This window comes from Kitasatospora sp. HUAS MG31 (genome assembly GCF_040571325.1).
In the GTDB taxonomy this organism is placed as follows: domain Bacteria; phylum Actinomycetota; class Actinomycetes; order Streptomycetales; family Streptomycetaceae; genus Kitasatospora; species Kitasatospora camelliae.
In genome coordinates, this window is record NZ_CP159872.1 from 3,350,270 (window position 1) to 3,374,506 (window position 24,237).

The 24,237-nt window shown below is 71.4% G+C and carries 26 protein-coding genes and 3 tRNA genes; 19 read left to right on the plus strand and 10 right to left on the minus strand.

All coding sequences use genetic code 11. The features are described from left to right. Positions 1–127 precede the first annotated feature (127 nt). The 7 genes from ABWK59_RS14965 to ABWK59_RS14995 all read right to left on the minus strand — a co-directional run bounded on the left by ABWK59_RS14965 (position 128) and on the right by ABWK59_RS14995 (position 3,912). On the minus strand, positions 128–1,609 hold the full coding sequence (locus tag ABWK59_RS14965; protein ID WP_354641073.1) for an MFS transporter: 1,482 nt from the start codon (positions 1,607–1,609) through the stop codon (positions 128–130). 86 nt (positions 1,610–1,695) lie between these two features. Continuing rightward, positions 1,696–2,331 (minus strand): TetR/AcrR family transcriptional regulator, encoded by a 636-nt coding sequence (locus ABWK59_RS14970; protein WP_354641074.1) that lies wholly within the window; start codon positions 2,329–2,331, stop codon positions 1,696–1,698. Between the two features lie 173 nt (positions 2,332–2,504). Beyond that, on the minus strand, positions 2,505–2,927 hold the full coding sequence (locus tag ABWK59_RS14975) for a MaoC family dehydratase (protein ID WP_354641075.1): 423 nt from the start codon (positions 2,925–2,927) through the stop codon (positions 2,505–2,507). Positions 2,928–2,932: 5 nt separating this feature from the next. Next, positions 2,933–3,391, minus strand: coding sequence for a MaoC family dehydratase N-terminal domain-containing protein (locus ABWK59_RS14980; RefSeq protein ID WP_354641076.1), 459 nt, complete (start codon positions 3,389–3,391; stop codon positions 2,933–2,935). Between the two features lie 85 nt (positions 3,392–3,476). Beyond that, positions 3,477–3,641 (minus strand): 50S ribosomal protein L33, encoded by a 165-nt coding sequence (gene rpmG / locus ABWK59_RS14985; RefSeq protein ID WP_004571794.1) that lies wholly within the window; start codon positions 3,639–3,641, stop codon positions 3,477–3,479. Positions 3,642–3,724: 83 nt separating this feature from the next. Then, a tRNA-Met gene (locus tag ABWK59_RS14990) sits at positions 3,725–3,797 on the minus strand. Positions 3,798–3,839: 42 nt separating this feature from the next. Beyond that, positions 3,840–3,912 (minus strand) — tRNA-Thr (locus ABWK59_RS14995). A gap of 279 nt (positions 3,913–4,191) precedes the next feature. Between ABWK59_RS14995 and ABWK59_RS15000 the strand changes: the two genes are divergently transcribed. From ABWK59_RS15000 to fxsT, 3 genes are all read left to right on the plus strand, one after another. After that, on the plus strand, positions 4,192–5,463 hold the full coding sequence (locus tag ABWK59_RS15000) for a hydrolase (RefSeq protein ID WP_354641077.1): 1,272 nt from the start codon (positions 4,192–4,194) through the stop codon (positions 5,461–5,463). A 332-nt stretch (positions 5,464–5,795) separates the two neighbouring features. Continuing rightward, entirely contained in the window at positions 5,796–6,218 is a 423-nt protein-coding gene (locus ABWK59_RS15005) for a hypothetical protein (RefSeq protein WP_354641078.1), read from the plus strand. Then, the gene (gene fxsT, locus ABWK59_RS15010) at positions 6,215–9,055 is read left to right on the plus strand and encodes an FxSxx-COOH system tetratricopeptide repeat protein (protein ID WP_354641079.1); all 2,841 of its coding nucleotides are present in this window, start codon (positions 6,215–6,217) and stop codon (positions 9,053–9,055) included. The genes ABWK59_RS15005 and fxsT overlap by 4 nt, the downstream gene beginning before the upstream one ends. Positions 9,056–9,788: 733 nt before the next feature. Here fxsT and ABWK59_RS15015 read toward each other — a convergent pair. Beyond that, positions 9,789–10,250 (minus strand): NUDIX domain-containing protein, encoded by a 462-nt coding sequence (locus ABWK59_RS15015; RefSeq protein WP_354641080.1) that lies wholly within the window; start codon positions 10,248–10,250, stop codon positions 9,789–9,791. A gap of 16 nt (positions 10,251–10,266) precedes the next feature. Between ABWK59_RS15015 and ABWK59_RS15020 the strand changes: the two genes are divergently transcribed. The 14 genes from ABWK59_RS15020 to ABWK59_RS15085 all read left to right on the plus strand — a co-directional run bounded on the left by ABWK59_RS15020 (position 10,267) and on the right by ABWK59_RS15085 (position 21,769). After that, on the plus strand, positions 10,267–11,046 hold the full coding sequence (locus ABWK59_RS15020) for a GntR family transcriptional regulator (protein ID WP_354641081.1): 780 nt from the start codon (positions 10,267–10,269) through the stop codon (positions 11,044–11,046). A 548-nt stretch (positions 11,047–11,594) separates the two neighbouring features. After that, a complete protein-coding gene (locus tag ABWK59_RS15025) occupies positions 11,595–11,867 on the plus strand; it encodes a hypothetical protein (RefSeq protein ID WP_354641082.1) in 273 nt (90 codons plus the stop codon). Between the two features lie 28 nt (positions 11,868–11,895). Beyond that, the gene (locus ABWK59_RS15030) at positions 11,896–12,678 is read left to right on the plus strand and encodes a hypothetical protein (RefSeq protein WP_354641083.1); all 783 of its coding nucleotides are present in this window, start codon (positions 11,896–11,898) and stop codon (positions 12,676–12,678) included. After that, on the plus strand, positions 12,675–13,049 hold the full coding sequence (locus tag ABWK59_RS15035; protein ID WP_354641084.1) for an RRQRL motif-containing zinc-binding protein: 375 nt from the start codon (positions 12,675–12,677) through the stop codon (positions 13,047–13,049). Before ABWK59_RS15030 ends, ABWK59_RS15035 begins: the two co-directional genes overlap by 4 nt. A gap of 21 nt (positions 13,050–13,070) precedes the next feature. Continuing rightward, positions 13,071–13,499 (plus strand): RNase adapter RapZ, encoded by a 429-nt coding sequence (locus ABWK59_RS15040; protein ID WP_354641085.1) that lies wholly within the window; start codon positions 13,071–13,073, stop codon positions 13,497–13,499. A 22-nt stretch (positions 13,500–13,521) separates the two neighbouring features. After that, the gene (locus ABWK59_RS15045; protein ID WP_354641086.1) at positions 13,522–13,800 is read left to right on the plus strand and encodes a hypothetical protein; all 279 of its coding nucleotides are present in this window, start codon (positions 13,522–13,524) and stop codon (positions 13,798–13,800) included. Further along, positions 13,797–14,132: a hypothetical protein gene (locus ABWK59_RS15050; RefSeq protein ID WP_354641087.1), complete on the plus strand. Its 336-nt coding sequence runs from the start codon at positions 13,797–13,799 to the stop codon at positions 14,130–14,132. Before ABWK59_RS15045 ends, ABWK59_RS15050 begins: the two co-directional genes overlap by 4 nt. 13 nt (positions 14,133–14,145) lie before the next feature. Then, positions 14,146–14,403, plus strand: a complete 258-nt coding sequence (locus ABWK59_RS15055) for a DUF6303 family protein (RefSeq protein ID WP_354641088.1) — start codon at positions 14,146–14,148, stop codon at positions 14,401–14,403. Positions 14,404–14,491: 88 nt separating this feature from the next. After that, positions 14,492–15,037 (plus strand): plasmid transfer protein TraA, encoded by a 546-nt coding sequence (traA, locus tag ABWK59_RS15060; RefSeq protein WP_354641089.1) that lies wholly within the window; start codon positions 14,492–14,494, stop codon positions 15,035–15,037. Between the two features lie 14 nt (positions 15,038–15,051). Next, on the plus strand, positions 15,052–17,112 hold the full coding sequence (gene traB / locus ABWK59_RS15065) for a plasmid transfer protein TraB (RefSeq protein ID WP_354641090.1): 2,061 nt from the start codon (positions 15,052–15,054) through the stop codon (positions 17,110–17,112). A 243-nt stretch (positions 17,113–17,355) separates the two neighbouring features. Continuing rightward, positions 17,356–18,210, plus strand: a complete 855-nt coding sequence (locus ABWK59_RS15070) for a bifunctional DNA primase/polymerase (RefSeq protein WP_354641091.1) — start codon at positions 17,356–17,358, stop codon at positions 18,208–18,210. Positions 18,211–18,212: 2 nt separating this feature from the next. Next, a complete protein-coding gene (locus ABWK59_RS15075) occupies positions 18,213–19,688 on the plus strand; it encodes an ATP-binding protein (protein ID WP_354644956.1) in 1,476 nt (491 codons plus the stop codon). Between the two features lie 472 nt (positions 19,689–20,160). After that, positions 20,161–20,343 carry a helix-turn-helix transcriptional regulator gene (locus ABWK59_RS15080; protein WP_354641092.1) on the plus strand — a complete coding sequence of 61 codons (183 nt, stop codon included), beginning with the start codon at positions 20,161–20,163 and terminating at the stop codon, positions 20,341–20,343. Positions 20,344–20,401: 58 nt separating this feature from the next. Further along, positions 20,402–21,769: a tyrosine-type recombinase/integrase gene (locus ABWK59_RS15085; RefSeq protein ID WP_354641093.1), complete on the plus strand. Its 1,368-nt coding sequence runs from the start codon at positions 20,402–20,404 to the stop codon at positions 21,767–21,769. Between the two features lie 182 nt (positions 21,770–21,951). Here ABWK59_RS15085 and ABWK59_RS15090 read toward each other — a convergent pair. Further along, positions 21,952–22,032: transfer RNA gene (locus ABWK59_RS15090), tRNA-Tyr, on the minus strand. Between the two features lie 213 nt (positions 22,033–22,245). Here ABWK59_RS15090 and ABWK59_RS15095 point away from each other — a divergent pair. Together ABWK59_RS15095 and ABWK59_RS15100 are read left to right on the plus strand one after the other, a co-directional pair. Further along, positions 22,246–22,734, plus strand: coding sequence for a YajQ family cyclic di-GMP-binding protein (locus ABWK59_RS15095; RefSeq protein WP_354641094.1), 489 nt, complete (start codon positions 22,246–22,248; stop codon positions 22,732–22,734). Positions 22,735–22,979: 245 nt separating this feature from the next. Beyond that, complete coding sequence (locus ABWK59_RS15100) at positions 22,980–23,417, plus strand: DUF732 domain-containing protein (protein WP_354641095.1); 438 nt, start codon at positions 22,980–22,982, stop codon at positions 23,415–23,417. A gap of 150 nt (positions 23,418–23,567) precedes the next feature. On the opposite strand, the gene ABWK59_RS15105 is transcribed toward ABWK59_RS15100, so the two are convergent. Then, positions 23,568–24,143: a hypothetical protein gene (locus ABWK59_RS15105; protein ID WP_354641096.1), complete on the minus strand. Its 576-nt coding sequence runs from the start codon at positions 24,141–24,143 to the stop codon at positions 23,568–23,570. Between the last annotated feature and the right edge of the window lie 94 nt (positions 24,144–24,237).

Here is a 24,237-nt window from a genome sequence, read left to right on the forward strand (position 1 = left end):
GGGTGCGCCTGCCGGTGAGGTGGTGTCGGGCCTGGCGGTGACGACGGGTGCGCGGGTGCTCTGCTGCTGTGCCGTGCTCTGCCTCTGCTGCGCTGTCCTGCGCTCGGCGGTGCGCTCGGCCGCGCGCTCAGCGGCTGCCGGCCGCCTGCTTGCGCGGCCCGTCCACCGTCTCCCGGCTGCTGGTAGTCGCGGTGGCAACGGCCTCGGTGTCCGTTCCGGCGGTGCCGCTCCGGCGCCGTCGGGGGATCAGTGCGGCGGCCACCGCCGCGGCTCCGACCGCCGCGGCGCCGACGTACAGCGCGGGCACCAGGCCGTCGGTGAACAGGTCCGCGGAGCCGTACCCGCCCTGGGCGGAGAAGACGGCCGAGAGCACGGCCACGCCGAGGGCTCCGCCGACCTCCCGAAGGGCGTTGTTGGCGCCGGAGGCGATGCCCTGCTCCTCGGGGCGGACACTGGCCATCACCAGATTGGCGGTGGGTGCGAAGTAGAGGGACATCCCGATGCCGCAGACCACCAGGGTGGGGATCTGGGCGCTGTACGCCGAGGTGTTGGCCGCGATGGCGGCGAACATCACCAGACCGAGGGCCTGCAGGGTGAGGCCGGTGACCACGATCGGGCGGCCGCCGATCCGGTCCGAGAGCATGCCCGCGATCGGGGCGACGATCAGCGGCATCGCGGTCCAGGGCAGCATCCGGACGCCGGCCTCCTGCGGGTTGTAGCCGCCGATGTTCTGCAGGTACTGGCTGATCAGGAAGATCGAGCCGAACATGCCGAGGAACATCAGCAGGCTCGCCGCGTTCACCGCCGAGAAGGCCCGGCTGCGGAACAGCCGCATCGGCAGCATCGGCTGGGGGGCCACCCTCAGCTCGTACCCCACGAAGGCGATCAGCAGGAGGACGCCGAGGACCAGGGAGGTCAGCACGGTCGGGCTGGTCCAGCCGTCCGGGTTGCCGCGGATCAGGCCGAGGACCAGCCCCAACAGGCCGGCACTGACCAGGGCCGTGCCCGGGAGGTCGAGGCGCGGGCGGGCGCCGCGGCTCTCGCGGAGCGCGTACCGGGCGAAGGGCAGCAGGATCAGGCCGACCGGAACGTTCAGCCAGAAGATCCACTGCCAGGAGAGGTGCTCGGTCAGGCTGCCGCCGATCAGCGGGCCGGTGGCGATGGCCAGGCCGTTGACGCCGCCCCAGATGCCGAAGGCCAGGCCGCGCTTGGCGGCGGGGACGGCAACGGTGAGCAGGGTCAGGGTGATCGGCATCATCACCGCGGCGCCGGCGCCCTGGACCGCGCGGGCGGCGATCAGCGACCCGATGTCCGGGGCGAGGGCGGCCGCGGCGGAGCCGAGGGTGAAGATCCCCAGGCCGGTCAGGAAGAGCCGGCGGCGGCCGAACCGGTCACCCAGGGCCGCGCCGAGCATCAGCAGCACGGCGAAGGTCAGGGTGTAGGCGCTGACCGTCCACTCCAGGTCGGACAGGCCGCCGCCGAGCTCCTCGCGGATGGCGGGCAGCGCGGTGGTGACGACCAGGTTGTCCAGGCTCGCCATGAAGCCGGCCACGCTGGTGATCACCAACGTGCGGACGCCGGTGCGGCCGAGTCCTTGGTTCTCGCTCATGATGTCCCCCACTCCCATAAGGTAGTTATTGATCAATAACTTTCGCGGGCCGAAGAAGGCCGCGCGGTAGTGCACCGCGCGGCGCGCTAGTTCGACGCGTCCGACTCCCCCGACGGCCCGAGTTCCCCGGATCCTCCGGGCACCTCGGGCGCATCGGGCATGCCGAGCGCCTTGGGCGGCTCGAAGCCCGACCAGATCCGATGATCCCTCGGATACCCCAGCGCCACCAGTGTGTTGATCAGCATTCCGTACGACATGAACTGGGTGGCCACCGCCATGTCCCCGCCCAGCCGCACCCTGATCCGGTCGAACAGCTCGGACCAGGCGGCCCGGGCGACCTCGCCGATCTCCGACTCCCCGCCGTTCTCGGCGGCGAACACCGAGACGTACATCTGCATCTGCATCATGACCCGCTCGCGATCCTCGATGAGGTCGAAGTAGGCCCGGGACATCGCCTCGTGGACCGCCTCCCCGTCGAGACCCTCGGAGGCCTCGTCGAACGCCCGCCAGGTGTCCTCGATGCAGCGCACGCACGCCGCCTCGAAGATCGCCTGCTTGCTCGGGAAGAGCCGGAACAGGTACGGCTGCGAGACGCCCACCCGCCGGGCGATCGCCTCGGTCGACGTCCCGCGGTAGCCGGCGCGGGCGAACTCGACCATCGCGGCACGGATGACGCTCTCGCGCCGCTCCTCGGCACTCATCCGCATGCTCGTCCTCGCCATGCTTCTAAGTTAGTGGCCAATCACTACTTTCGCAAGCGGTCCACCCGCGAAGAACAGGTCCACCCGCGGCGAACAGCAGAGGCGCGGGGAACGGCGCGCGGCGGAAGGCGGCTCCCATGGGAACCCTCCCGCCTCGCGCGGCTCTCCCGCGCCCCGAGGCGACATCGCCGGGATCAGCCCAGCCGGACGACCGCCCGCGACATGCCCAGCACCTTCTGCCCGCCGCTGGTCGCCACCAGGTCGACCCGGACCTTGCGGTCCTCCAGCAGCGCCGCCACCTTCCCGGTGACCTCGATCACCGCGCCCACGCCGTCGTTCGGCACCGGCACCGGCCGGGTGAACCGCACGCCGTACTCGACCACCGCGCCCGGGTCGCCGACCCAGTCGGTGACCACCCGGACGGCCTCGGCCATGGTGAACATGCCGTGCGCGATGACGTCGGGCAGGCCGACCTCCAGCGCGAACTTCTCGTTCCAGTGGATCGGGTTGAAGTCACCCGAGGCGCCGGCGTACTGCACCAGGGTGGCGCGGGTCACCGGGAACGACTGGGCCGGCAGCTCGGTGCCGACCTCGACCTCGTCGAAGCTGATCGCCATGGCCGCTACTCCCCCGCCTCGTCGGCCGCCCGGGCGACCAGGGTCATGACCGCGGTCACCACGTGCTCGCCGGTCTCGTCGTGCACCTCACCGCGAACGGTCAGCACGTCGTTGCCCGCCAGCGACTTGATCGCGTCGATGCTCACGGTGACCGCCAGCCGGTCGCCGGCCCGCACCGGACGGGTGTAGGCGAACTTCTGGTCGCCGTGCACCACGCGCGAGTAGTCCAGCCCGAGGTCCGGGTCGTTCACCACCTGCGCGGCCGCGCCGTACGTGATCACGAACGGGAAGGTCGGCGGGGCGATGACGTCCGGGTAGCCGAGCGCCTTGGCCGCCTCCCGGTCGGTGTACGCCGGGTTGGCGTCGCCGACGGCGACGGCGAACTCGCGGATCTTCTCCCGGCCGACCTCGTAGGGCTCGGTGGGCGGGTAGGTCCGCCCGATGAAGGAGGGGTCGAGCGCCATGGGCAACTCCTCTTGATGGTCCGTCACACGCAAAAGACTCCAGGCCGCGCCCCGAAGTGGGGTGCGGCCTGGAGTCGAGGCAAAGTCAGCGGGTCTCGCGGTGCGCCGTGTGGGCGTTGCAGCGCGGGCAGTGCTTCTTCATCTCAAGACGGTCCGGGTCGTTGCGCCGGTTCTTCTTGGTGATGTAGTTCCGCTCCTTGCACTCCACGCAGGCCAGCGTGATCTTCGGGCGGACGTCGGTGGCAGCCACGGGAGTGCCTTCCTTGGACAATGAATAAGAACACAGACAAGAGTAGCCGATCGGGAGCAGAACCCCCGATCGACTACGCGGGGTAGCGGTGACCGGACTTGAACCGGTGACACAGCGATTATGAGCCGCTTGCTCTACCAACTGAGCTACACCGCTTTGATGATCAGCGCCTCACCGGAGCGAGGGGCCGTTCACCAGAGCCCCCATGCGGAATCGAACCGCAGACCTTCTCCTTACCATGGAGACGCTCTACCGACTGAGCTATAGGGGCGAACGAGGAAGAGATTACACGGTTCCCGGCCAGAGGTGAAATCCGTATCCGGCGTGGAAGACCGCAGGTCGGCGGGGCCGTACGGACGCACCCTTCCGGCACGTCCGTTCGACACGGCCACGCCCGGCCGCGGCCCGACGCGATACGACTATTGCCCGCCTCCCCGTCAGACGCCCCTCGCGGTCCTAGGCTCGATCGCCAGTGATCTTGTGATCTTGCGGGGCGGGTCGGGCACGGCCGGACCCCGGACGGGCAGGGCGAGGAGGGCGAGGAGGCCGCATGGGCGCCGACAGCACATCCGCCGGGGAGCCGCCGGAGCCGCCCTCGGGTCCGTCCGCCAACCCGCTCGGGCACGGGCCCGTCCTCCTGCTCACCGGCGCCCGGTTGGCCGACGGCCGTGTGGTGGACGTCCGGATCAGCGGGGACCGCATCCAGGCCGTGGGCACGGTCGGCAGCCTGGGCCCGCTGCCCGCCCTCCCCGGTCAGCCCACCGTCACCACCGGTGCCCGGATCGACCTCGCCGGCTACCTGCTGCTCCCCGCTCCCGCCGAGCCGCACGCCCACTACGACGCCGCCTTCACCGCCGTGCTCCCGTCCCCGCCGTCGGACCACCCCGGCGACCTGGTCCGCCGGGTCACCGAGGCCGCGCTCACCTCCCTCGGGTACGGCGCCACCGCCCAGCGCACCCACGTCCGGATCGGCGAGGCGCACGGCCTGCGCCGGCTGGAGGCGGTGCTCACCGCCCGGCAGGCGCTGCGCGGGCTGGCCGAACTGCAGGCGGTGGCGATGCCCCGGCTGCTCACCGGCCGGGCGGGCGCCGAGGGGCGGGCGCAGCTGCGGGACGCGCTCAAGCTGGGGGCCACCGCGGCCGGCGGCTGCCCGGACCTCGATCCCGATCCGGTGGGCTACGTCCAGGTGCTGGTGGAGGCGGCCCGCGACGCCGACTGCCCGGTGGACCTGCACACCGACGCCGCCGACCCCGCTCAACTGGCCAGCCTGGTTGCTGTGTTGGCGCCGCTTCGGCCGCGGGTGACGCTCGGGCCGTGCAGTGCGCTGGCGCCCGGCGGCGCCGCCGTGCTGGCCTCGTCCGGGATGCGGGTGGTGTGCCTGCCGCAGAACGGCGGCTGCACCGGTCTGGAAAGTCCGCCGATCGGTCTGCAGCCTTCCCTGGTGCGGGAGTTGAACGAGTTCCGGGTGCCGTTCGCGGCCGGTGGCGGCGCCCTGAAGGACCCGGCGAACCCGGTCGGCCGGGCCGACCCGCTGGAGGCGGCGTACCTGCTCGCGAGCACCGGCACGCTCGGTGTGGACGCGGCGTACGACGCGGTGGCCAACCAGGCGCGGACACTGCTGGACCTGCCACCGGTCCGGGTGGACGCGGGGTTCCCGGCGGAGCTGCTCGCCGTGCGCGGGGAGAGCCTGGCCGGGGCGCTGTCCGGCGGCCACAGCCGGCTGGTGGTGCACTGCGGCCGGGTGGTGAGCCGCACCAGCGCGGTCCGCGAGTTCGCCGACACCGTGAACCTGGCGCTCCCCCGCCAGTCCCACCCGGACTGACCTGCCCGGACCGACCCTGCCGGGACCGACCTGCCCGGGTGCGGGGAAAGCAGAAGGCCCCGACCGTGAGGTCGGGGCCTTCCTTACATCCTGTGGCTGGTGCAGGGTTCGAACCTGCGTAGCTTGCGCGACAGATTTACAGACCGCGCAGCGAACTGGACCGACCTGCGAGTTTGAACCGCGCCGAACCGATGACCCCGCGCATCCCCCACAAGTCCGGGCCCGAATGCTTCGGTCCGGGTTGAGCCGAATGCCTGACCTGGCTTACCAGATGCTTCTACGCTCCGTCACAGAAGCTGTGTGACAGACGAGTTCGCGACGATGGGGCAGGGATGAGTGCGGAGATCGTTCAGCTGGTGGAGCAGGCAGGCCCGTACCTGACCGCGGCCGTGGGTGCCTACGGCGGGGCAGTGTTGGCCCGTGCGGAGAACGCCGCCGTGGACGCCACCGCCAACCTCGGCCGCCGCATCCTGCATGCCGTCTGGCGCCGTGGCGGCGAGCCCGAGCAGGCCTCCCTGGAAGCCGCGATCCTGGACGTCGCGGAGGACACCGACGACGCGGACGCGGCAGCCGCGCTGCGGCAGCAGCTCAAGCGGGCCCTGCGCGAGGACGCCGACCTGCGCAAGGAAGTCGCCGACCTCCTCCCGGCTCCGGCCGCAGGTCCGGTGAACATCACCGCCTCCGGTGAGCGGTCCATCGCCGCCCACACCATCGGCACCGCCATCACCGGCGACGGCCACCACTCCACCCCGTGACCAGTCCTTACTACGAGGCTGCCGGCACCGGAGCCGTCGCCGCTCAGAACATCGGGACAGCGATCACAGGTCCGGTGACCGGGCTGCCCGCCGAGATACTCACCGCGGCCCGTGACGTGCCGGCACCGCCCAGCCTCACCAACCTGCCGCCCTACCCCCTGTGCCTCGGGCGCAAGGACACCATCGCCTGGCTCCGCGACACACTCGCCGAGAACAGCGGGACGGCGATCACTCAGGTCTCGACTGTCCACGGCCTTGGCGGCATCGGCAAGACCACCCTCGCCCTCGCCTACGCCCACCGACACCGCCGGGACTACAACCTCATCTGGTGGATAAACGCCGACTCCCCCACCCGGCTGGAACAGTCCCTCGCCGACCTCGCGCTCCGGTTGCTCCCGGCGTGGGCCGGAAAGGCATCCCAGGGCGAACAGGCCGCGTGGGCGATGGCCTGGCTGCAGTGGCACCCCGGCTGGCTGCTGGTCTTCGACAACGTCGAGAACCCTGCCGACCTTGACCGCTACCTCGGCGCCCTCGACTGCGGCCACCACCTGATCACCAGCCGCCGCACCGCCGGCTGGTCCCGCACCATCCGCACCTACCCCCTCGGCACCCTGGACCTGGACGAAGCCGCCGAACTCATCTGCACCCACGCGTTCACCGACGGCACGCCCACGGCCCGCGAACTCCAGGACGCCCGCGCACTGGCCGCCGACCTCGGCCATCTGCCGCTCGCCCTGGAACAGGCCGGCGCCTACCTGAGGCAGAACCCCACCATCAGCATCGACGCCTACCGGCGACGGCTCGCCACCAAGCTCGACAAGGCCGCCGACGGCATCGACGCCGAACGCACCATCGCCCGCATCTGGACCCAGACCCTCCACGCCCTCACCACACGCAACCCCCACGCCGTCGAGATCCTGCGCACCCTCGCCTGGCTCGCCCCCGACAACATCCCGATCGCCCTCCTCGAAACCCCCGACGACGACAACGACGACCTCCACGAAGCCCTCGGCCTCCTCGGCGCCTACAGCATGGCCACCGTCACCAGACACACCGTCAGCGTCCACCGCCTCCTCCAGGCAGTCCTCCGTTCGACCGCACCCGCCGAACCCGACGGAGTACCCACAGGACGCCACGCAGCCGAAGAAGCCCTCCTGCGGGCAATCGGCCCGCGTCCGCTCCCCGAGACGGGTTCAGCCGCGACCTGGGATGCCCTGATGCCCCAGCTGATCGCGCTCGCCACCACCAGGCCCACAGGGCACAACAACGACCGTGCGGCCGGCCTCTACTCCACCGCGGCTCAACACCTTCACATGCAGGGCCATGAAGCCCGCGCCATCCCCCTTCAACGGGCCGCCGTCGCCCAGTGCGAGCAGGTCCTCGGCGACACCCACCCCGACACCCTGGCCAGCCGCAACAACCTCGCCTACACCTACCGGGCCGCCGGGGACCTGGCCCGCGCCATCCCCCTCTTCGAGACCACCCTCACCCAATACGAGCAGGTCCTCGGCGACACCCACCCCGACACCCTGACCGGCCGAGGCAACCTCGCCGGCGCGTACCTGGAGGCCGGGGACCTGGCCCGCGCCATCCCCCTCTTCGAGACCACCCTCACCCAATACGAGCAGGTTCTCGGCGACACCCACCCCGACACCCTGAGCAGCCGAGGCAACCTCGCCGGCGCGTACCAGGCCGCCGGGAACCTCACCCGCGCCATCCCCCTGCTCGAAACCACCCTCACCCAGCGCGAGCAGGTCCTCGGCGACACCCACCCCAATACTCTGACCAGCCGAGGCAACCTCGCCAGCGCGTACCAGGAGGCCGGGGACCTCGCCCGCGCCATCCCCCTCTACGAGACCAACCTCACCCAGCGCGAGCAGGTCCTCGGCGACACCCACCCCAACACCCTGACCAGCCGAGGCAACCTCGCCGGCGCCTACCGGGCCGCCGGAAGCCTGGCCCGCGCCATCCCCCTGTTCGAGACCACCCTCACCCAGCGCGAGCAGGTCCTCGGCGACACCCACCCCGACACCTTGAGCAGCCGAGGCAACCTCGCCGGCGCCTACCGGGCCGCCGGGAGCCTGGCCCGCGCCATCCCCCTGTTCGAGACCACCCTCGCCCAGCGCGAGCAGGTCCTCGGCGACACCCACCCCGACACCCTGGGCAGCCGCAACAACCTCGCCGGCGCGTACCAGGAGGCCGGGGACCTCACCCGCGCCATCCCCCTCTACGAGACCAACCTCACCCAATGCGAGCAGGTCCTCGGCGACACCCACCCCAACACCCTGACCAGCCGAGGCAACCTCGCTGGCGCGTACCGGGCCGCCGGGAACCTCACCCGCGCCATCCCCCTGTTCGAGACCACCCTCGCCCAGCGCGAGCAGGTCCTCGGCGACACCCACCCCGACACCCTGACCAGCCGCAACAACCTCGCCAGCGCGTACCAAGAGGCCGGGGATCTCACCCGCGCCATCCCCCTGTTCGAGACCACCCTCGCCCAATGCGAGCAGGTCCTCGGCGACACCCACCCCGACACGTTGAGCAGCCGAGGCAACCTCGCTGGCGCGTACCGGGCCGCCGGGGACCTCACCCGCGCCATCCCCCTGCTCGAGACCACCCTCACCCAATGCGAGCAGGTCCTCGGCGACACCCACCCCGACACCCTGACCAGCCGAGGCAACCTCGCCAGCGCGTACCGGGCCGCTGGGAACCTCACCCGCGCCATCCCCCTGCTCGAAACCACCCTCACCCAGCGCGAGCAGGTCCTCGGCGACACCCACCCCGACACCCTGGCCGTGCGGGCCAACCTGGCCCACGCACGTGACTCGCAGCAGTGAAGTCTTAATTCCGATTGACCCACAGCTTTACAGACCGCGCAGCGAACCGGCCTGACCTGCATGAAGACTCGCCACGGCGGCGCTGGCCCCACGCATCCCCCACGTCCCCGCGCTCGGGCCGTAGCGGTCGCCTGGCTGAAGCCCGCTCAGCTCTGCGGGTATCCCTGGTCCTGCATGCAGGACTTGAACTCCTTGTCCCTCATCGTGCTCGTATACGCCTGCCCCATCCGCTGCACGATTGGGTCAGGGTCGGTCGAGTCGGGCCACGCCTGCGTCGCCAAGGTCTGGCAGTACGCTCGCGCCTCGCTCGCGGTGCGCGCGGTGGATTGCTTGCTGATTACGGCGCTACTGCTGCCAGCAGGACCCTGCGGGCCCTCCGGACCGCGCTGGCCTTGCGGGCCCGCCTCACCGGCCGGTCCAGCCGGACCGCGAGGCCCAGGGGGGCCGGGTACGGCCGCGCGGCGCTCAAGCTCTGCAATCCGGTTGCCCTGCAGGATGAGCACAGTCGTCTGCGCTGTTAGGACCGCAACGACCACAGCCCCCGTCACGATGGGCAAGATCCGGCGCCGCCAGGGCGTCCCGGTTGCACCGGGCGGCGCTATCGCCGCGTCTGTGAGCTGCTCATCTTCCCCTGCCATGGTGGGCACCTCTGTGTGTTCCTCTCGTGCCGCCAGCGACAGGTGCGCAGTCTAGGGACGCGAACGGCACATCGCCATGGCCCGGTTGTGATGGGTCAGGCAACCAGGCGCTTACCGTCGTGAGCCCGTACGGCCGGTGCACCATCAGCAAGGGCATCCCGCACTCGGACGGCATACATATCGCCCATCTTCGCAACCGCTTCATCAGCTGGGACCCACTCCACGACGGTGGATTCCTCGGAGATGGACGGCACACCACCGACCGGGTGACACCGGAAGACCAGGGCCACGACCCCGAGGGTCATGTTCTTGTAGACGCCGGTCAGCCGCTCCACCTCGACCTCGACACCGGTCTCTTCCATCACCTCTCGGCAGACGCCCGCCTCGACGGACTCTCCGAGCTCCAGTACCCCACCGGGCGGTTCCCACGTGCTGTTATCCGCACGCCGGATGACCAGCACGTCGCCGTCCTCCCGCACAACGACGCCAGCCACCGACACGGAGTGCAGCGGCGTTGACCGCCCCTGCTGCGTGCTGTTACTCATGTATATGAGCATAGGAGGTTCCACCCAAATGAGGAGTGGAAGCGTTCGCGAGACGTCCTCACCCCGGTACCTGCAGATCGCCGAGGACCTCGCGGAACAGATCCAGAAGGGCATCCTGCCCCCTGGCGAGAAGATCCCGAGCGAGTCCGAACTCATGGACCGCTACAAGGTCGCGCCTGGCACTGCGAGGAAGGCCGTGGCCGAGCTTCGCACGACCGGACTGATCGAGACCCACCACGGCCGCGGTTCGTTCGTAAAGTCGCGCCCGCCCGTCAAGCGCAAGTCGTCGGACCGGTTCCGGCGCTCTCACCGGAAAGCGGGCAAGGCGGCCTACATTGCCGAGGCTGAGCAGGCCGGCGCCAAGCCGTCCGTGCGTGTTCTGTACATCGGCCCCACCGAAGCGCCAGTGGACATCGCCGAGCGGCTCTCGGTTGCGCCCGGGACCCAGGTGCTGGCGCGCCGGCGGCTGTACTTCAGCGACGGCGTGCCGACGGAGGAAGCCACCTCCTACCTGCCCTGGGACATCGCGAAGGACATCCCTGAGCTGTTCGCCGAAAACCCGGGCGGCGGTGGCATCTACGCACGCCTGGAGGACAACGGGCACATCCTCGCGGAGTTCACCGAGACCATCCGGGCCCGTCTCGCCACGAAGCCCGAGACGGCCGCGCTCGACCTCAGCCCCGGAGCCCCCGTCATCCACCTGACGCGCAACGCCATCACCGAGGCGGGCCGCGTGGTCGAGGTCTGCGACACGCTGATGGCCGCTGACCGGTTCGTCCTCGACTACCGCATCCCCGCGAGCGACTGACGCTCGCTCACCTCACAGCAACCCTCCACGACGCACCTCACGTGGAGGGTTGACTTATGTATAGGAGCAGTGCACTCTGATGCATGTGACTCCTATACATAAGTGCATGAGCACTTAGGCAGAGGAGTTCTGAGGGGCCTTCTTTGGGCTGCTCTGACCTGCACAAACGTGCCCGGAGGGGTGGGGTGAGAGCCCCCCGAAGGCAGCGCTCGATCTTTGAGAACTCAACAGAGTGACTTCATGACGGGGCTGGTCCCCGTCCCCGCGCGGATACCGGGTGATGTCCGCCTGCTGGCGCCAGGTAGTGAGGATGGCGCGCCCGATCCGGGGGCTCGGGACCGGCTGTCCGTGGAACGGCAGCGCGGCGAAGCCCCGCATGTTCCGAGTGTCTTTGGTCCCCGATCCGTCCGCTCATCGGCGGGTCGGGGGTCATGGCTGCTCGTGATGTGACGAGTGGCTGGGCCCGTTGAGTCGGGGCTGTCGCGCTTGCCTTGGCCGGGTGCGCGGCAGCCCCTGGGGCCTACTCGCCTACTGGAAGAGGTAGACCCGTGAAGTCGATTGTTGCAGGCCAGCACGCCGTGGACTCCGAGGAGTTCGCGGAGCTGGCATTGGGCGTGGAGGAGGAGCTGTTCGCCGGCGCGCCCGGTGAGTCGGCGCTGGAGTACCGGGCTCGGATGGACGTGGCGCTGGCGGTGCTGGCGGACCTGCGCCGGGAGGACCCGGAGCTGGCCGTCTACGCCGGGCGGCTGCTGAAGGCGGCCCCGGTGCGGCTGCGGCCGTCCCGGGCGGTCGCCGTCCCGACCGTCGCCGTCGCGGCGTGAGGGCGGGTGCGTGGTGAAGAACCGTCGGATGGATGGGCTGGCGTGGCTGGCCATGGGCGCGGCGGTGACGGTCTCCGCGCACGGTGAGTGGGCGCTGGCGGTGGAGAGCGGCTTCCACCCGTGGGTGGCGGCCGGTCTGCCGCTGGCGCTGGACACCTACGCGCTGCGGGCCCTGCGGGCCGGGCGGGAGGTGTTCGCGCCGGTGCTCGGCATGATCGCCACGAACGCCGCGGCGCACCTGCTCTCGGCCGGTGTGCTGCGGCCGGACTGGCGGCTGATCGTGCTGGTGTCGGCGATTGCCCCGCTGGTGCTGTGGCGGGTGCACGTGCTGCACGCCACCGAGACCACCGTGCCGGTGCGCGAGCCGAAGACCGAGCTGCCGCCGCTGTGGGCCGAGCCCGCACCGGCCGTATCCGCCGCCGTACCCGCGTATCCGGTGGCCGTACCCACCCCGGCCGAGCCGGAGCCGGTGGCCGTGGCTGAGCCGGTTCGGGAGCTGGAGTTCAGCCCGCTCCCGCCGTGGCCCGCACCCGCCGCCGAGACCCCGCGTACCCGTCCACAGCCTGTGGACGAGTACGTATCCGAGCCGGGCGGATACGCCGGATACACCGCCGCTGACCAGCAGGAAGAGCCGTCCGGGGTGGACGAGCTGACTCCGGTGGCCGCCGCGCGGTTCGCCGAGGTACTCGCCTCGGGCCGCCTGCCGTCAGTGCGTACCCTGCGGGCCGAGTACGGCATCGGTCAGCCCCGGGCCCAGCGGGTGCGCGACGCCCTGCGGGGTCTCGCCGGACCCGGTCAGGTGGCCGCATGAGCCGTCCCCGGTTCTGGGATCCGGACGGCAGCAGGTACGGGGGTATCCCCACCTACCCGTGGCGGATGGCCCCGGACGGATACGCCACCCGCGCCCAGCTCCGCGCCCGCGGGTTGCGGCCGGGTGGTCAGCCGGTCGCCGCGCAGATCCTGTGGCGCTCCCGCTTCGGCGGGATCCGCGCCGCGTACCTCTACCGCCTCGCCCTGGCGAAGCCGGTGCGGCCGATGACCCCCGGCCGGTGCCGGGCGCTGGCCGCCGCGATGCAAGCGCGCCGCACCTGCCCCGCCTGCGGGCGGGACGCCGGATACGTCCTGCCCGCCCACCTGGGCACCTGCCTCCCCTGCTCCGACGGCTTGCCCGTCGCGGCCTGAACTTCTGAGGAGAACGGCACCATGCCCACCACCCCCGAGAACGGCGGCCCGGTCCAGATCGCCATCGACACCATCGGCACCCTGCACCCCGGCACTGCAGCCCTGATTCGTGACGGCCTGTACTTCGACCTCGGCGGGCGGTTCCGCAACCCGCACGACGACCCGGCGATGCGCTACCGCACCGGCCTGGACCCCGAGGTTCGCGACCACGTCCTCGACACCCCCGGCGTCATGCGGATGGTCGAGGAGATCGCCGAGTCCGCCGCCGCGGTCCTGCGCTCCTACGCCGACCCCCGCCACCGGCTCGTGAACGTGACGATCGCCTGCCGCGGCGGACGGCACCGCTCGGTCGCCGTCGCCGAAGCCGTCGCCGCCTACCTCCGCACCGCCGGGATCGGCGTCGAGGTCCGGCACCGCCACATCGACCAGCCGGTCATCGAGACCCAGTAGCCCCGACGAAGGGAGTCCCACCATGTCCGACCCGATCATCCACACCGACCCGGCGACCGGCCTGCCGGCCAACACCGCTGCCGTGTTCCTCACCCTCGGCGCGGCCCTGGTCGCCCTCTACGCGACCGGCGGCACCACCGAGTACGGCCGCCCGACCTTCCACTGGGTGTGCCTGGGCTGCGGCGACCGCAGCCACTACCCCGACAAGCGAGCGACGGTCCGGGGCCGCGCCAACGGACACGCCGGTGAGTGCCGCGCGATCCCCCTGCCCACCTCCGTCTATGAGGGAGTGCCCCGATGAACCGCCACCTCGCCTCGGTGCCGTCCCCCGGGGACGGCCCGCAGGTCGACATGGAGCTGCTGGCCGCACTGGTCGCCGCCCAGCTCAACACCAACCAGAACACCGCACTCCTCCCCGCCCCGGCCCCTGCGCTGGTGCAGCAGGCATCGGTGAGCCCGACCGTGCAGCGCTACGGCGGGTACGTCGCCGCCGGGGCCGGAGCCGCGGCGGTGCTGATCCCGGTGCTGCTGGCCACCACGGCCGCGCTGCTGGCGGTCGGCATGGCCGCGCTGGCCCTGGCCATTTCGGCGCTGGTGATCCGCTGGATCATCCGCGACATGCGCCGTGGCTGACCCGGGGGGCCCGGTGACCACCTACCGAGTCGTTCTCGCTCAGGGCCCGCGCGGCAATTGGCGTCTGTTCGTCGCCCTGCCCGGCCGCGTCGCTGACTGGCCAACCGAGGAGTTCGCCGGTACCGCCATCCCGTCCGTTTCCGCCCGCGCGGCCGCGCTCGGAAGGCTCGGCTACCGGCTTGCCGCCGGGGCCTTCTGGGGCTGGGACGAGGATTCCGACACCGCCGGCGGCGTCATCCTGCTCGCTGGTGCGGAGGTGCAGCCCGCCTGACGGCTGCCCGTCCCCGCCCGACCCATAAGGGGTCGGGCGGGGGTGGGGAGCCGGACAGACCGGCCCACCACCTCGGGAGGAACCCTCCGTGACCAGCACCCCGAACACCCCGCCGCACCAGACCCGCGGCACCGACGGCGCCGGTACCAACGGCGGCACCCGCAACGGCTTCGGCGGCGGGGCGATGTTCTCGCCCGGCCTCAACGTGAACATCAACGCCAGCAAGACCAACACCACCGGCACCCCTGGCGTGGGGGCGGCGGCGAACCCCGGCGTCGGCCTCAACCGGACCTCGCCGCTGGCGCTGCCCGAGCCCGCGTTCTACTCCACCGCCGACGTCCGCTCCTACTGCGAGGCGCTGCGGGCGTTCGCGATGTACGCCGCGATCGAGGTCGAGGTCGGCGCCGAGATCCTCAAGGCCGCCCTGGAGCAGGCGCCCGCCGCCCCCGGCGACAACCTGTTCCAGTCGAAGATCCGCGCCCGGTCGGTCGGCCGGAAGGTCGCCAAGGCCGCCGACGCGCTCGCCGACGCCGCGAAGCTCGCCGCCGCCGCGTGGACGGCGTTCCAGCGCGAGTACGCCGACGTCCTCACCCCCCGCCCGCAGCAGCGCCAGGCCCGCCCGTTCCAGTTCTGACAGGAGTAACGGCCATGCCGAAGAACGACACCGACCCGGAGGTGCAGCACCGGGAGAACCTGGAGGGTGCCAGCACCGGCAAGGGAATCCTTGCCTGGAACGCCCACCGGGCCAAGCCCCACACCCCGCCCTGGCTGCTGACCGGCGCCACCGGCGCGGCCGGCACGCTCGCATGGATCCCGGCCCACGGCTCCGCCGGATACGCCGTCGGCCTCACCCTGTCCTCGGTCGCCCTCACGGGGGCAACCTGGTGGGCGGCGAAGTCCACCAGCGCCCAACGCCGCCTGCACTCCGCCGTCACGGTGGCCGCCGCCACCGGCTGGTTCACCAGCGTGGCACTGGCCGGCTGGAACAGCCTCACCTTCGGCACGTACTGGCTCGGCGGCGGCGCGCTGGCCCTGTCCTGGAACATCCGGCAGGTCATGCGCCGCAACCCCGACGCCGTCCAGGCCGCCACCGACACCGACGGCACGCTGCTGGAGAAGGTCAAGCTCGCCGGGGCCAAGCTCCGCAGGACCGAGGTCGCCCCGAACCGCGTCACCGCCGAACTGGTCCTCCCGGCCGGGGAGATGACCAACGACGACGTCACCCGGGCGCTGCCGAACCTCGCCTCCGCCCTCGACGTCGCCACCACCGCCGTCCGCTACCTGCCCGACCCGGCCAGCGCCCGCCGCGGCGAGCTGGTGGTCGTCCCGAAGGACATGCTCGCCGAGGTCGTCGAGTGGGAGATGCCCACCAACGTCGGCGGCTCGATCGCCGACCCGCTCTCGATCGGCCGGTACGACGACGGCTCGCCCCTCGTCCTGTGGCTGCCCGGCGACCCCGAGGCCGGGCGCAACGGCACCCACCTGCTCATCTGCGGCATGACCGGCTCCGGGAAGGGCGACGGCGCCCTGAACGTGCTGTGCGAGATCCTCGGGCGCCGGGACGTGATCGTGTGGCTGTCCGACCCCAAGAGCTTCCAGGACTTCCACCCCCTGCTCCCGGCGTTCGACTGGGCCGTGGAGGGAGGCGCCCCCACCGAGACCATGGTGACCGCCTTCCAGGCCGTCATCCCGGCCCGCACCCGCTGGCTCGGCGCCCACGGCTACCGCCAGTGGGTGCCCGCCGCTGCCGAGCAGCAGACCGACCCCGGGCACTCCTGCCAGAAGGGCCGGGCCTGCGGCTGCGAGGGCATGCCGTTCCTGGTCGGCTGGTTCGAGGAGGCCGCGGCCACCATCCGGTTCATGGGCGACGAGGGGTTCACCGAGGCCGCGCAGCTCGCCCGCGCGGCCGGTGCCGCCCTGGTCATCAGCCTTCAGCGGCCCAGCCACGACCAGCTGTCCACCAGCACCCGCGCCTCCCTGCCCAGCGCGCTCGTGTTCGGCCTGGACGCCCGGGACGAGGGCATGGCCCTGCCCGGGCCGGTCCTGGACGCCGGCGCCCGCCCCGGTGCCTGGGCCAACCGCCGCCCCGGCTACTGCTACCTGGTCACCCCCGGCGTGGACGAGCAGCGCTACAGCTCCCCCGCCCGCACATTCCGGTTCACCGGGAACGCCGCCCGGGTCATGGAACAGCTCGCCGCCTGGACGGTGCGCAACGGCGCCACCGTCGACCCCATCACCGCCGGGGCCGCCGCCGCCGCGGTCGGCAAGGCGTACACCGAACGGACCGACCACAGCGACGACCGGCACGACGCCGACAACGACCAGGACGAGGACGAGGACGAGGAGGACGGGGCGAGCGTGTACGAGAACACCGGGCGGATCGACGCCGAGGACCAGGGCATCGACCCGGCCGCCGAGCTGCCCGCGGTGCCGGGCGAGCTGGCCGGTATCGCCTTCGCCCCCAAGTCCACCGAGCAGGACCTCACCCCGGCCGAGGCCCGCGCCACGATGGAGGCGATCGTGGCCGGCTTCGAGCAGCGCCGCGAGATGGTCATCGGCCCCAAGGACGTCATGAACGAGGCCGCGAAGCTCGGCCGTTCCCGCCCCTGGGTGAGCGGCGAGTTCCGCCGGATGCTCGAGGACGGCCGCCTCCAGCCCACCGCCAAGACCGGCCGGTACCGGATCGTGCCCGCCCCCGCCGGGGTCTGACACCCCCTGACGTCAGACCTGGGCCTGACACCCAAACCCCTAGGCAAACGCGGTGTCAGACGTCCTCTGACACCCACCCTGACACCACCTGACACCCGGCCCTGACACCAGGGCTGACAGCACGACGGGCCCCGCCGAAAGAAGGTCGGCGGGGCCCGCTCCACACCCTACGGCCCCGGAGCGGCTGCAAGCCGGCAAGCACACCAGCCGCTCCGGGCTCCCCTACAGAAGGAGACCTCCAGCATGACCCAACCGACCCTCATCCAGGGAGAGCACCTGTCCACCGCGCTCTCCCTGGCGGCCTCCGGCGTGCCCGTGCTGCCGTTGCGAGCCGGGAAGGTGCCGTTCGGCAACTGCCGAGACTGCGCGAACAACGCGTGCGGCGGCCGGCCGAACATGAAGACCCCGGGCCCCTGCCTGTGCCCGGCGCCCTGCCACGGCTGGGCCGCCGCCACCACCGACCCCGGGGTCATCAACGGGCCCACGTGGGCGCGGGCGTGGCGCGAGGCCGCGGCCGTCGCCTACCACCCCGGCGGCGCGGGCCTGACCGTCGTGGACCTCGACAACGCGGAAGCCATCGCCTGGGCGCACGCGAACCTGCCCGCCACCCGGACCGTGCGCACCACCCGGGGCCAGCACTGGATCTACCAGGGCGCCATGCCCTCCGCCAACGAGGCGCGGCCCGGCGTGGACATCAAGTCGCTGATGTCCTACGCCCGGTGGCTCGGCCCCGGCACCGGCCCCCTCACCGCCCTGCCGAACACCGTCCGCGCCCTGATCGTGAAGGAGCCCACCCCGGTCCGCCCGGCGCACGTCACCGTGCCCGCCCCGGCCGGGGGCGGGAAGTGCCCGCACCGCACGCCGACCTACCTGGACCGCGGCATCGCCATGGCCGAGCAGCGGATCACCGAGGCGTCCAGCGCGGTGCACGCCACCGTGTTCGCGACGTTCCTCGCGGTGCTCTCGACGCACGGCCGGTGCGGCTGCCTGACGGAGGCGCATACGGAGCGGCTGTTCGCCGCGGCGCAGGCCAAGGGCGAGTCGTCCCGGCACTGCGCCGACGCGTGGGCCAACGCCCTGAGCCGGCTGGGGCTGTGACCGTGGCCGAGGACGAGAAGAACCCGGCGCGGGAGATCATCGCCGACTACGCGCAAGCGCACTTCCGATACTTCCGGACCGCCGACGGGACCGTGTACGCGCAGCGCAACGGGCACCCGGTCGCCCGGCCGATCCGCTCCCAGGGCACCACGGGCAGCCACCGCCAGGAACTCCTGGTCGGCCTGTACAAGGACGGCCGCGGCGTATTCAACGGGACCGCCATGAAGGAGGCGCTGGACCTGATCGAGGCGCTCGCCCTGTCCGAGCCGGTGCGGGCCGTACACATCCGCGTGGCACCCGGGTTCGACGGGGCGACGTGGCTCGACCTCGGGCGCACCGACGGGATGTCCGTCCGCATCCACCCCACCGGGTGGGACATCGCCGTCCCGGACCCCGGTGAGGTCTGCTGGCGGCGCACCCAGCTCACCGGTGAACTCCCGCTCCCGGCCAAGGACACCGACGGCAAGGGCATCGACCTGCTGTTCAGGCTGTGCAACTTCGCCAGCGCCAGCTCCGAGTGCCTGGCCATGGCGTGGCTGGTCGGCTGCCTCGGCCCGTCCGTGCCCGTACCCGCCCCGTTCCTCACCGGCCCGCAGGGCGCGGGCAAGTCCACCGCCGGCCGGATGCTCATGCGGATCATCGAGGGCATGAGCGGCGACCTGCGCCGCGCCCCGAAGGACGAAGAGAACCTGCTCGCGGCGGTCGCCGCCGGCTGGATCACCGCCCTCGACAACCTCTCCCACATGACACCCGACATGTCCGACGCCATGTGCTGCATCGTGACCGGAGCCGAGAACGTCAAGCGCGCCCTGTTCACCGACGGCGATGTCTTCCGTGTCGGCTACCGCCGCCCCCTGCTTCTCACCGGCATCGACGTCGGCGTCATCCGCCCCGACCTCGCCGAGCGCCTCCTGCCCCTGCGGCTGGAGCGCCCCGCCGGCCGCCGCACCGAGGCGGAACTGTGGGCGGAGTACGCGGACGTGCTGCCCGTCGTGCTCGGGTCGCTGCTCGACCTCACGGTCAAGGTCCGCGCGGCCGAGGCAGAGACCCCCACCGACCTGCGGATGGCGGACTTCGCGCACCTGTGCGCGCAACTCGACGTGGCGACCGGTCTCGGGGCGCTGGCTGCGTACCGGGCCAGCCTGGACGACCTGAACGACGACGTGATCGAGGGTGACCTGCTTGCGCAGACCGTCCTGCAGCACGCCGAGACCATCACCCCGGGCACGGCCCAGCGCATGACATCCACGGAGTGGCTGGCGTGCCTCAGCCGCGTCTACAGCGGCGATGAACTCCGGGCCCTGCCCAAGGGCTGGCCGACCACCGGCAAAGTCCTCTCCGACCGGCTCAAGCGCCTCCAACCCACCCTGGCGGCACGGCAGGTGCTCATCGAGGCGGGCCGGACGAAAGAGGGGCGCTACCTCGAAATGACCCGGCCGGCGCCCACGCCCCCGCACGAGCAGCCGCCGCTCCCCTAACACCCGGGCCAGCGCCCGCCCGAACGGCAAGAAGAGCACCGGCTGCCGGGGGGTGCTCCTCTTGCTGTTCGGCGAAGCCGCCCATGGGTCGTGCCGCGAAGCGGCTCCCTCTTTTCGCTGTGAGGCGCGCCAACTACCTACAGACACCCCCCTCTTTTTTTCCTAAGTAGGAAACGCTGCGTCACCTTCGTCACCCGAGCCGAAAAACGGCCCCTGACCTGCGACAACAAGGGTGACGCAGACGGCCGCTTCTGCGTCATCTCCGCGTCACCGCGTCACCTCCATGACGCAGCCTGCGTCACCCGGTGACGCACGCCCCGATCCCCTCGATCCCTGCGTCACCCAAAAACCGCAGGTCAGAGCCCTGAATGACGCTGATGTCGCAGTGACGCAGAAATCCCCACCTCGGACACACGCACCAGAGCAGCCCCCGAAACCACCCGAAGCCGCACCCAGCGAAGGAGCACAACCCGTGGCCAACCCGAAGTGGCTCAAGCTCGCCGAGGTACTGGAGGAGATCGACATGTCCCGGGCCGCCTACTACCGGATGCGCGCACGCGGTGAGGCCCCGCCCATGAAGCGGCTCGCGAACGGCCAACTCCGCGTCAGCCGGGCTGCCCTGGACGCCTGGTGGGACAGCCAGGAAGCCGCCTAACCGCAGACCACACATGGGCCCCGGCCGCCGCGCCGGGGCCCCGCATGTAAGGAACGAGATGCCCAAACCCACGTTCAAGGTCCGGCTCTGGACCATCCGCGAGAACGTGAACTCCGGCCCCAACACCTATGAGCTGCGATGGAGGGTCGGCAACAACCCGTTCTCCAAGACGTTCAAGACCAAGACGCTGGCCGACGGTCGCCGGGCGAAGCTGCTGACCGCCGTCAACGAGGGTGAACCGTTCGACGAGGTGACCGGCCTGCCCATGTCGGAGGTCCGGGCCAGGGACGACGTGAGCTGGTACGTCCACGCCCGCGACTACATCGAGATGAAGTGGCCGGACGCCCCCGCGAAGACCCGCACCACCCTCGCGGACATGCTGGCCACCGCGACGCCGGTCCTGGTCAAGTCGCGCATCGGCATGGCGCCCCCGGCCGAGGTGCGCACGGCCCTCTACAGCTGGGCGTTCAACGTGAACCGTTGGGCCGAAGAGCCTCCCGCCCAGGTGCAGAGGGTTCTGACCTGGATCAAGCGGCAGGCCCTTCCGATGAGCCACCTCGACGACCCACTCCTGATGCGGAAGGTGCTCACTGCCTTCACCCGCAACCTCGACGGCTCGAAGTCCGCGGCCTCCACCGTGAAGCGCAAGCGGGCCATCTTCCACAACGCCCTCGGGTTCGCCGTGGAGGCTCGGAGGCTCCCCCACAACCCGCTCCACCAGGTGCAGTGGACTCTGCCGGCGACCACCGAGGCCGTAGACCCTGCCGTGGTGGCCAACCCCAAGCAGGTGCGGAAGCTCCTCGCAGCAGTAGAGGAGCAGGGGAAGCGCGGCCAGCACTTGAAGGCGTTCTTCGGCTGCCTCTACCACGCGGGCATGCGGCCGGGAGAGGCCGTCTGGCTCCGGAAGTCGAACTGCCACCTGCCCCCGACCGGGTTCGGCCTGCTGTCTCTCGACGGCTCGCGCCCGCGCGTCGGCAGCGCCTGGACGGACAGCGGCACCGCGCACGACGAGCGCGGACTGAAGTGGCGAGCACCCGAGGAAACTCGCCCGATCCCGATCCCGCCGGTGCTGGTGGCCCTGCTCAGGGAGCACATCGAGGCTCACGGCGTCGCCCCGGACGGCCGGCTGTTCCGGACGGCCCGGGGCGGAAAGGTCCAGGAGAGCGGCTACGGCGTGGTCTGGAAGCGGGCCCGCGAGAAGGCCCTCACCCCCGACCAGGCGGCATCGCCCTTGGCGACCCGTCCGTATGACCTTCGCCACGCCGGCGTCTCCCTCTGGCTGAACTCCGGAGTGGATCCTGCGGAGTGCGCGCGGCGCGCGGGACACAGCATCGCCGTCCTGCTCCGGGTCTATGCGAAGTGCCTGGACGGCGCGACCGAGGCCGCGAACAAGCGCATCGCCGAGGCTCTCCAGGAGTGGGATTAGCTCCGGCTCCCGCCAGAGCCGTCCCACGCATTTCCCACACGCGCTGGTCAGGACTGGGATACGGGTGAGACAAGCTAAGACATAGCGCGCATTTCGGACCTGTCTAGCAAGATCAGTCGAGGCAGCAAAAAGACCGGCTCTGGACCACGTTTCCGCAGTTCAGAGCCGGTCTATCTATCCTGTGGCTGGTGCAGGGTTCGAACCTGCGTAGCTTGCGCGACAGATTTACAGTCTGCTCCCTTTGGCCGCTCGGGCAACCAGCCAGGATTCCGTCTCCCGAGGCGGGCCCCGTTCGACGTCGTAAACGATACCTGATGGACAGGGGTGGTTCGCCACTCGGTGGGTCACGTGACGATCAAGCGGCGCGCGCGGCTGTCGCGGGCGGGCCGGGGCGGGGGCTGGATAGGCTGGAGCGCCGCCCGTCCGGGACGGGTGGCGACGACCGTGACGCCAGTACCCCAAGGAGACCAACACCCATGGCCGACTCCAGTTTCGACATCGTCTCGAAGGTCGAGTGGCAGGAGGTCGACAACGCGATCAACCAGACCTCCCGCGAGATCGCCACTCGCTTCGACTTCAAGAACGTCGGCGGCGAGATCAGCCGCTCCGGTGAGAAGATCGAGATGAAGGCCAACGGCGAGGAGCGCGTCCGCGCGATCCTGGACGTCCTGCAGACCAAGTTCGTGAAGCGGGGCCTGTCGCTGAAGGCGCTGGACGCGGGCGACCCGCAGCTGTCCGGCAAGGAGTACAAGATCTTCGCGAACGTCAAGGAGGGCATCACCACCGAGGACGCCAAGAAGGTCGCGAAGATCATCCGTGACGAGGGCCCGAAGGGCGTGAAGGCCCAGGTCCAGGGCGACGAGCTCCGGGTCAGCTCCAAGTCGCGGGACGACCTGCAGGCCGTCCAGGCCCTGCTCAAGGGCAAGGACCTCGAGTTCGCGATCCAGTTCGTGAACTACCGCTGATCGCCGTTCCACCCCTGCTCCAGCCGCCGCGGGCCACGGACCGCGGCACCGGAGCCACCGGGCGCGACCCGGGTGCCGCCCTCCGCGGCCCGAGTCGCGCCCTTCGCGTCTCCCGGGCCGAACGGCCCGGCCCGCCACCACGGTCGGCGGGGTCCGGTCGAAGGGGCCGGACCTCCTGCACCTTCGACCCGCACCTTCGACCAGGCCTGATGCCCGATCAGGCCGGTCTGTGGGAGGGTGACCGGATGCGCATACGAGTTGTCACCACCACCCTCGCCGCGGCCTGTGTCCTCGCCCTCTCGGCGTGCAGCAGCAGCGGTTCCGGCAACGGCGGCACCACCACCGCCGCGCCGCAGCCCGTGGCCTCCACCACCGCGTCGAAGCCCGCGGCCTCCACCGGCTCGGCGGCCGCTCCGGCTCCGGCCGGCGTCCCGACCCCGAGCGTGGCCCAGAAGGCCGGCCTGATGGCGGCCATGAAGGCCGTCAACCCGGCCCTGGCCACCAACGAGGACGCCACCGTCGCCCTCGCCATGAAGACCTGCGCGGACATCAAGAGCGGCAAGGACGAGGCCACCGTGGCCAAGAACGCCGTGGCGCAGGCCAGCACCGGCAGCGTCGTCCTCACCCAGGAGCAGGGCAAGCTGGTCGCCACCGCGGTGAAGGCCGCCTTCTGCCCCGCCTGACCGACCCTGATCGACGGGAGGCGGGGCCCGACGGCCCCGCCGACCGGAACAGGACGCGCCGAGGCCCCGGACCGACCACTGTCCGGGGCCTCGGCTGTTCTCGGAGGGGCGGCGGGCTGCCGTGGCCACGGCTCCGCCGCCGTCCCGGCCTCAGTGGGCCGGGGTGAGTGCGGTGACCGCGACCGAGGTCGCCGCCACGGTGTCGGTGGACAGCGTCGGGACGGCCTTCATCACCGCCTCCGGATCCCGCTTGGCGGCCGTGGCCGCCGTGACCAGGGCCTCGACGTCCCGCTGCACCCTGGCGAGCGCGTCGCCCGGCTTGGCCGCGGCCGGCACGGTCCCGCTGCCGGGGATCGAGCGCTGCGGCGCGGTGGCGCCGGCGGGCAGCTTGGACAGCAGGTCCTGGACCGCCGCGTTCAGCTCGTCGACCTGCTTCTGCAGCTCGCCCGGGTCGGGCACGCCGGCCGAGGGGGTGGCGGTGGCGAGGATCTCCTTGACCAGGGCCAGCACGTTGCCGAGCGCACCCAGGGCGTCGAGGCTCTTGGCGGGGTCGGCGGGGGCGGGGAGTTCGGGTTCGACGGCCGGCGGCGGTGCGTTGTCGATAGCCGGGAGGATGTGGACCGCGGGGGCGGGGTCGGCCGCGGACGCGATCGTGGCGGTCGCCCCGGTGACCGTGGTGAGGCTCAGGGCCGCAGTCAGCGCGACGGCCGTCCAGGTGGCACGCATGGTAAAGCCGTTCCTTTCAGCGGAGTTCAGGCGGTTCGCCTGCATCCACACGTTGAGCCACCGGGATTGGGGGGGCCACCGCGCCTACGCCGAA

Bases quoted from the DNA above. Each gene is read 5' to 3' on its own strand.
- ABWK59_RS14965 (WP_354641073.1), bottom strand. From the start codon at position 1,609: ATGAGCGAGAACCAAGGACTCGGCCGCACCGGCGTCCGCACGTTGGTG.
- ABWK59_RS14970 (WP_354641074.1), bottom strand. From the start codon at position 2,331: ATGGCGAGGACGAGCATGCGGATGAGTGCCGAGGAGCGGCGCGAGAGC.
- ABWK59_RS14975 (WP_354641075.1), bottom strand. From the start codon at position 2,927: ATGGCGATCAGCTTCGACGAGGTCGAGGTCGGCACCGAGCTGCCGGCC.
- ABWK59_RS14980 (WP_354641076.1), bottom strand. From the start codon at position 3,391: ATGGCGCTCGACCCCTCCTTCATCGGGCGGACCTACCCGCCCACCGAG.
- ABWK59_RS15000 (WP_354641077.1), top strand. From the start codon at position 4,192: ATGGGCGCCGACAGCACATCCGCCGGGGAGCCGCCGGAGCCGCCCTCG.
- ABWK59_RS15005 (WP_354641078.1), top strand. From the start codon at position 5,796: ATGAGTGCGGAGATCGTTCAGCTGGTGGAGCAGGCAGGCCCGTACCTG.
- ABWK59_RS15015 (WP_354641080.1), bottom strand. From the start codon at position 10,250: ATGCTCATATACATGAGTAACAGCACGCAGCAGGGGCGGTCAACGCCG.
- ABWK59_RS15020 (WP_354641081.1), top strand. From the start codon at position 10,267: ATGAGGAGTGGAAGCGTTCGCGAGACGTCCTCACCCCGGTACCTGCAG.
- ABWK59_RS15030 (WP_354641083.1), top strand. From the start codon at position 11,896: ATGGATGGGCTGGCGTGGCTGGCCATGGGCGCGGCGGTGACGGTCTCC.
- ABWK59_RS15035 (WP_354641084.1), top strand. From the start codon at position 12,675: ATGAGCCGTCCCCGGTTCTGGGATCCGGACGGCAGCAGGTACGGGGGT.
- ABWK59_RS15040 (WP_354641085.1), top strand. From the start codon at position 13,071: ATGCCCACCACCCCCGAGAACGGCGGCCCGGTCCAGATCGCCATCGAC.
- ABWK59_RS15045 (WP_354641086.1), top strand. From the start codon at position 13,522: ATGTCCGACCCGATCATCCACACCGACCCGGCGACCGGCCTGCCGGCC.
- ABWK59_RS15050 (WP_354641087.1), top strand. From the start codon at position 13,797: ATGAACCGCCACCTCGCCTCGGTGCCGTCCCCCGGGGACGGCCCGCAG.
- traB (WP_354641090.1), top strand. From the start codon at position 15,052: ATGCCGAAGAACGACACCGACCCGGAGGTGCAGCACCGGGAGAACCTG.
- ABWK59_RS15070 (WP_354641091.1), top strand. From the start codon at position 17,356: ATGACCCAACCGACCCTCATCCAGGGAGAGCACCTGTCCACCGCGCTC.
- ABWK59_RS15085 (WP_354641093.1), top strand. From the start codon at position 20,402: ATGCCCAAACCCACGTTCAAGGTCCGGCTCTGGACCATCCGCGAGAAC.
- ABWK59_RS15095 (WP_354641094.1), top strand. From the start codon at position 22,246: ATGGCCGACTCCAGTTTCGACATCGTCTCGAAGGTCGAGTGGCAGGAG.
- ABWK59_RS15100 (WP_354641095.1), top strand. From the start codon at position 22,980: ATGCGCATACGAGTTGTCACCACCACCCTCGCCGCGGCCTGTGTCCTC.
- ABWK59_RS15105 (WP_354641096.1), bottom strand. From the start codon at position 24,143: ATGCGTGCCACCTGGACGGCCGTCGCGCTGACTGCGGCCCTGAGCCTC.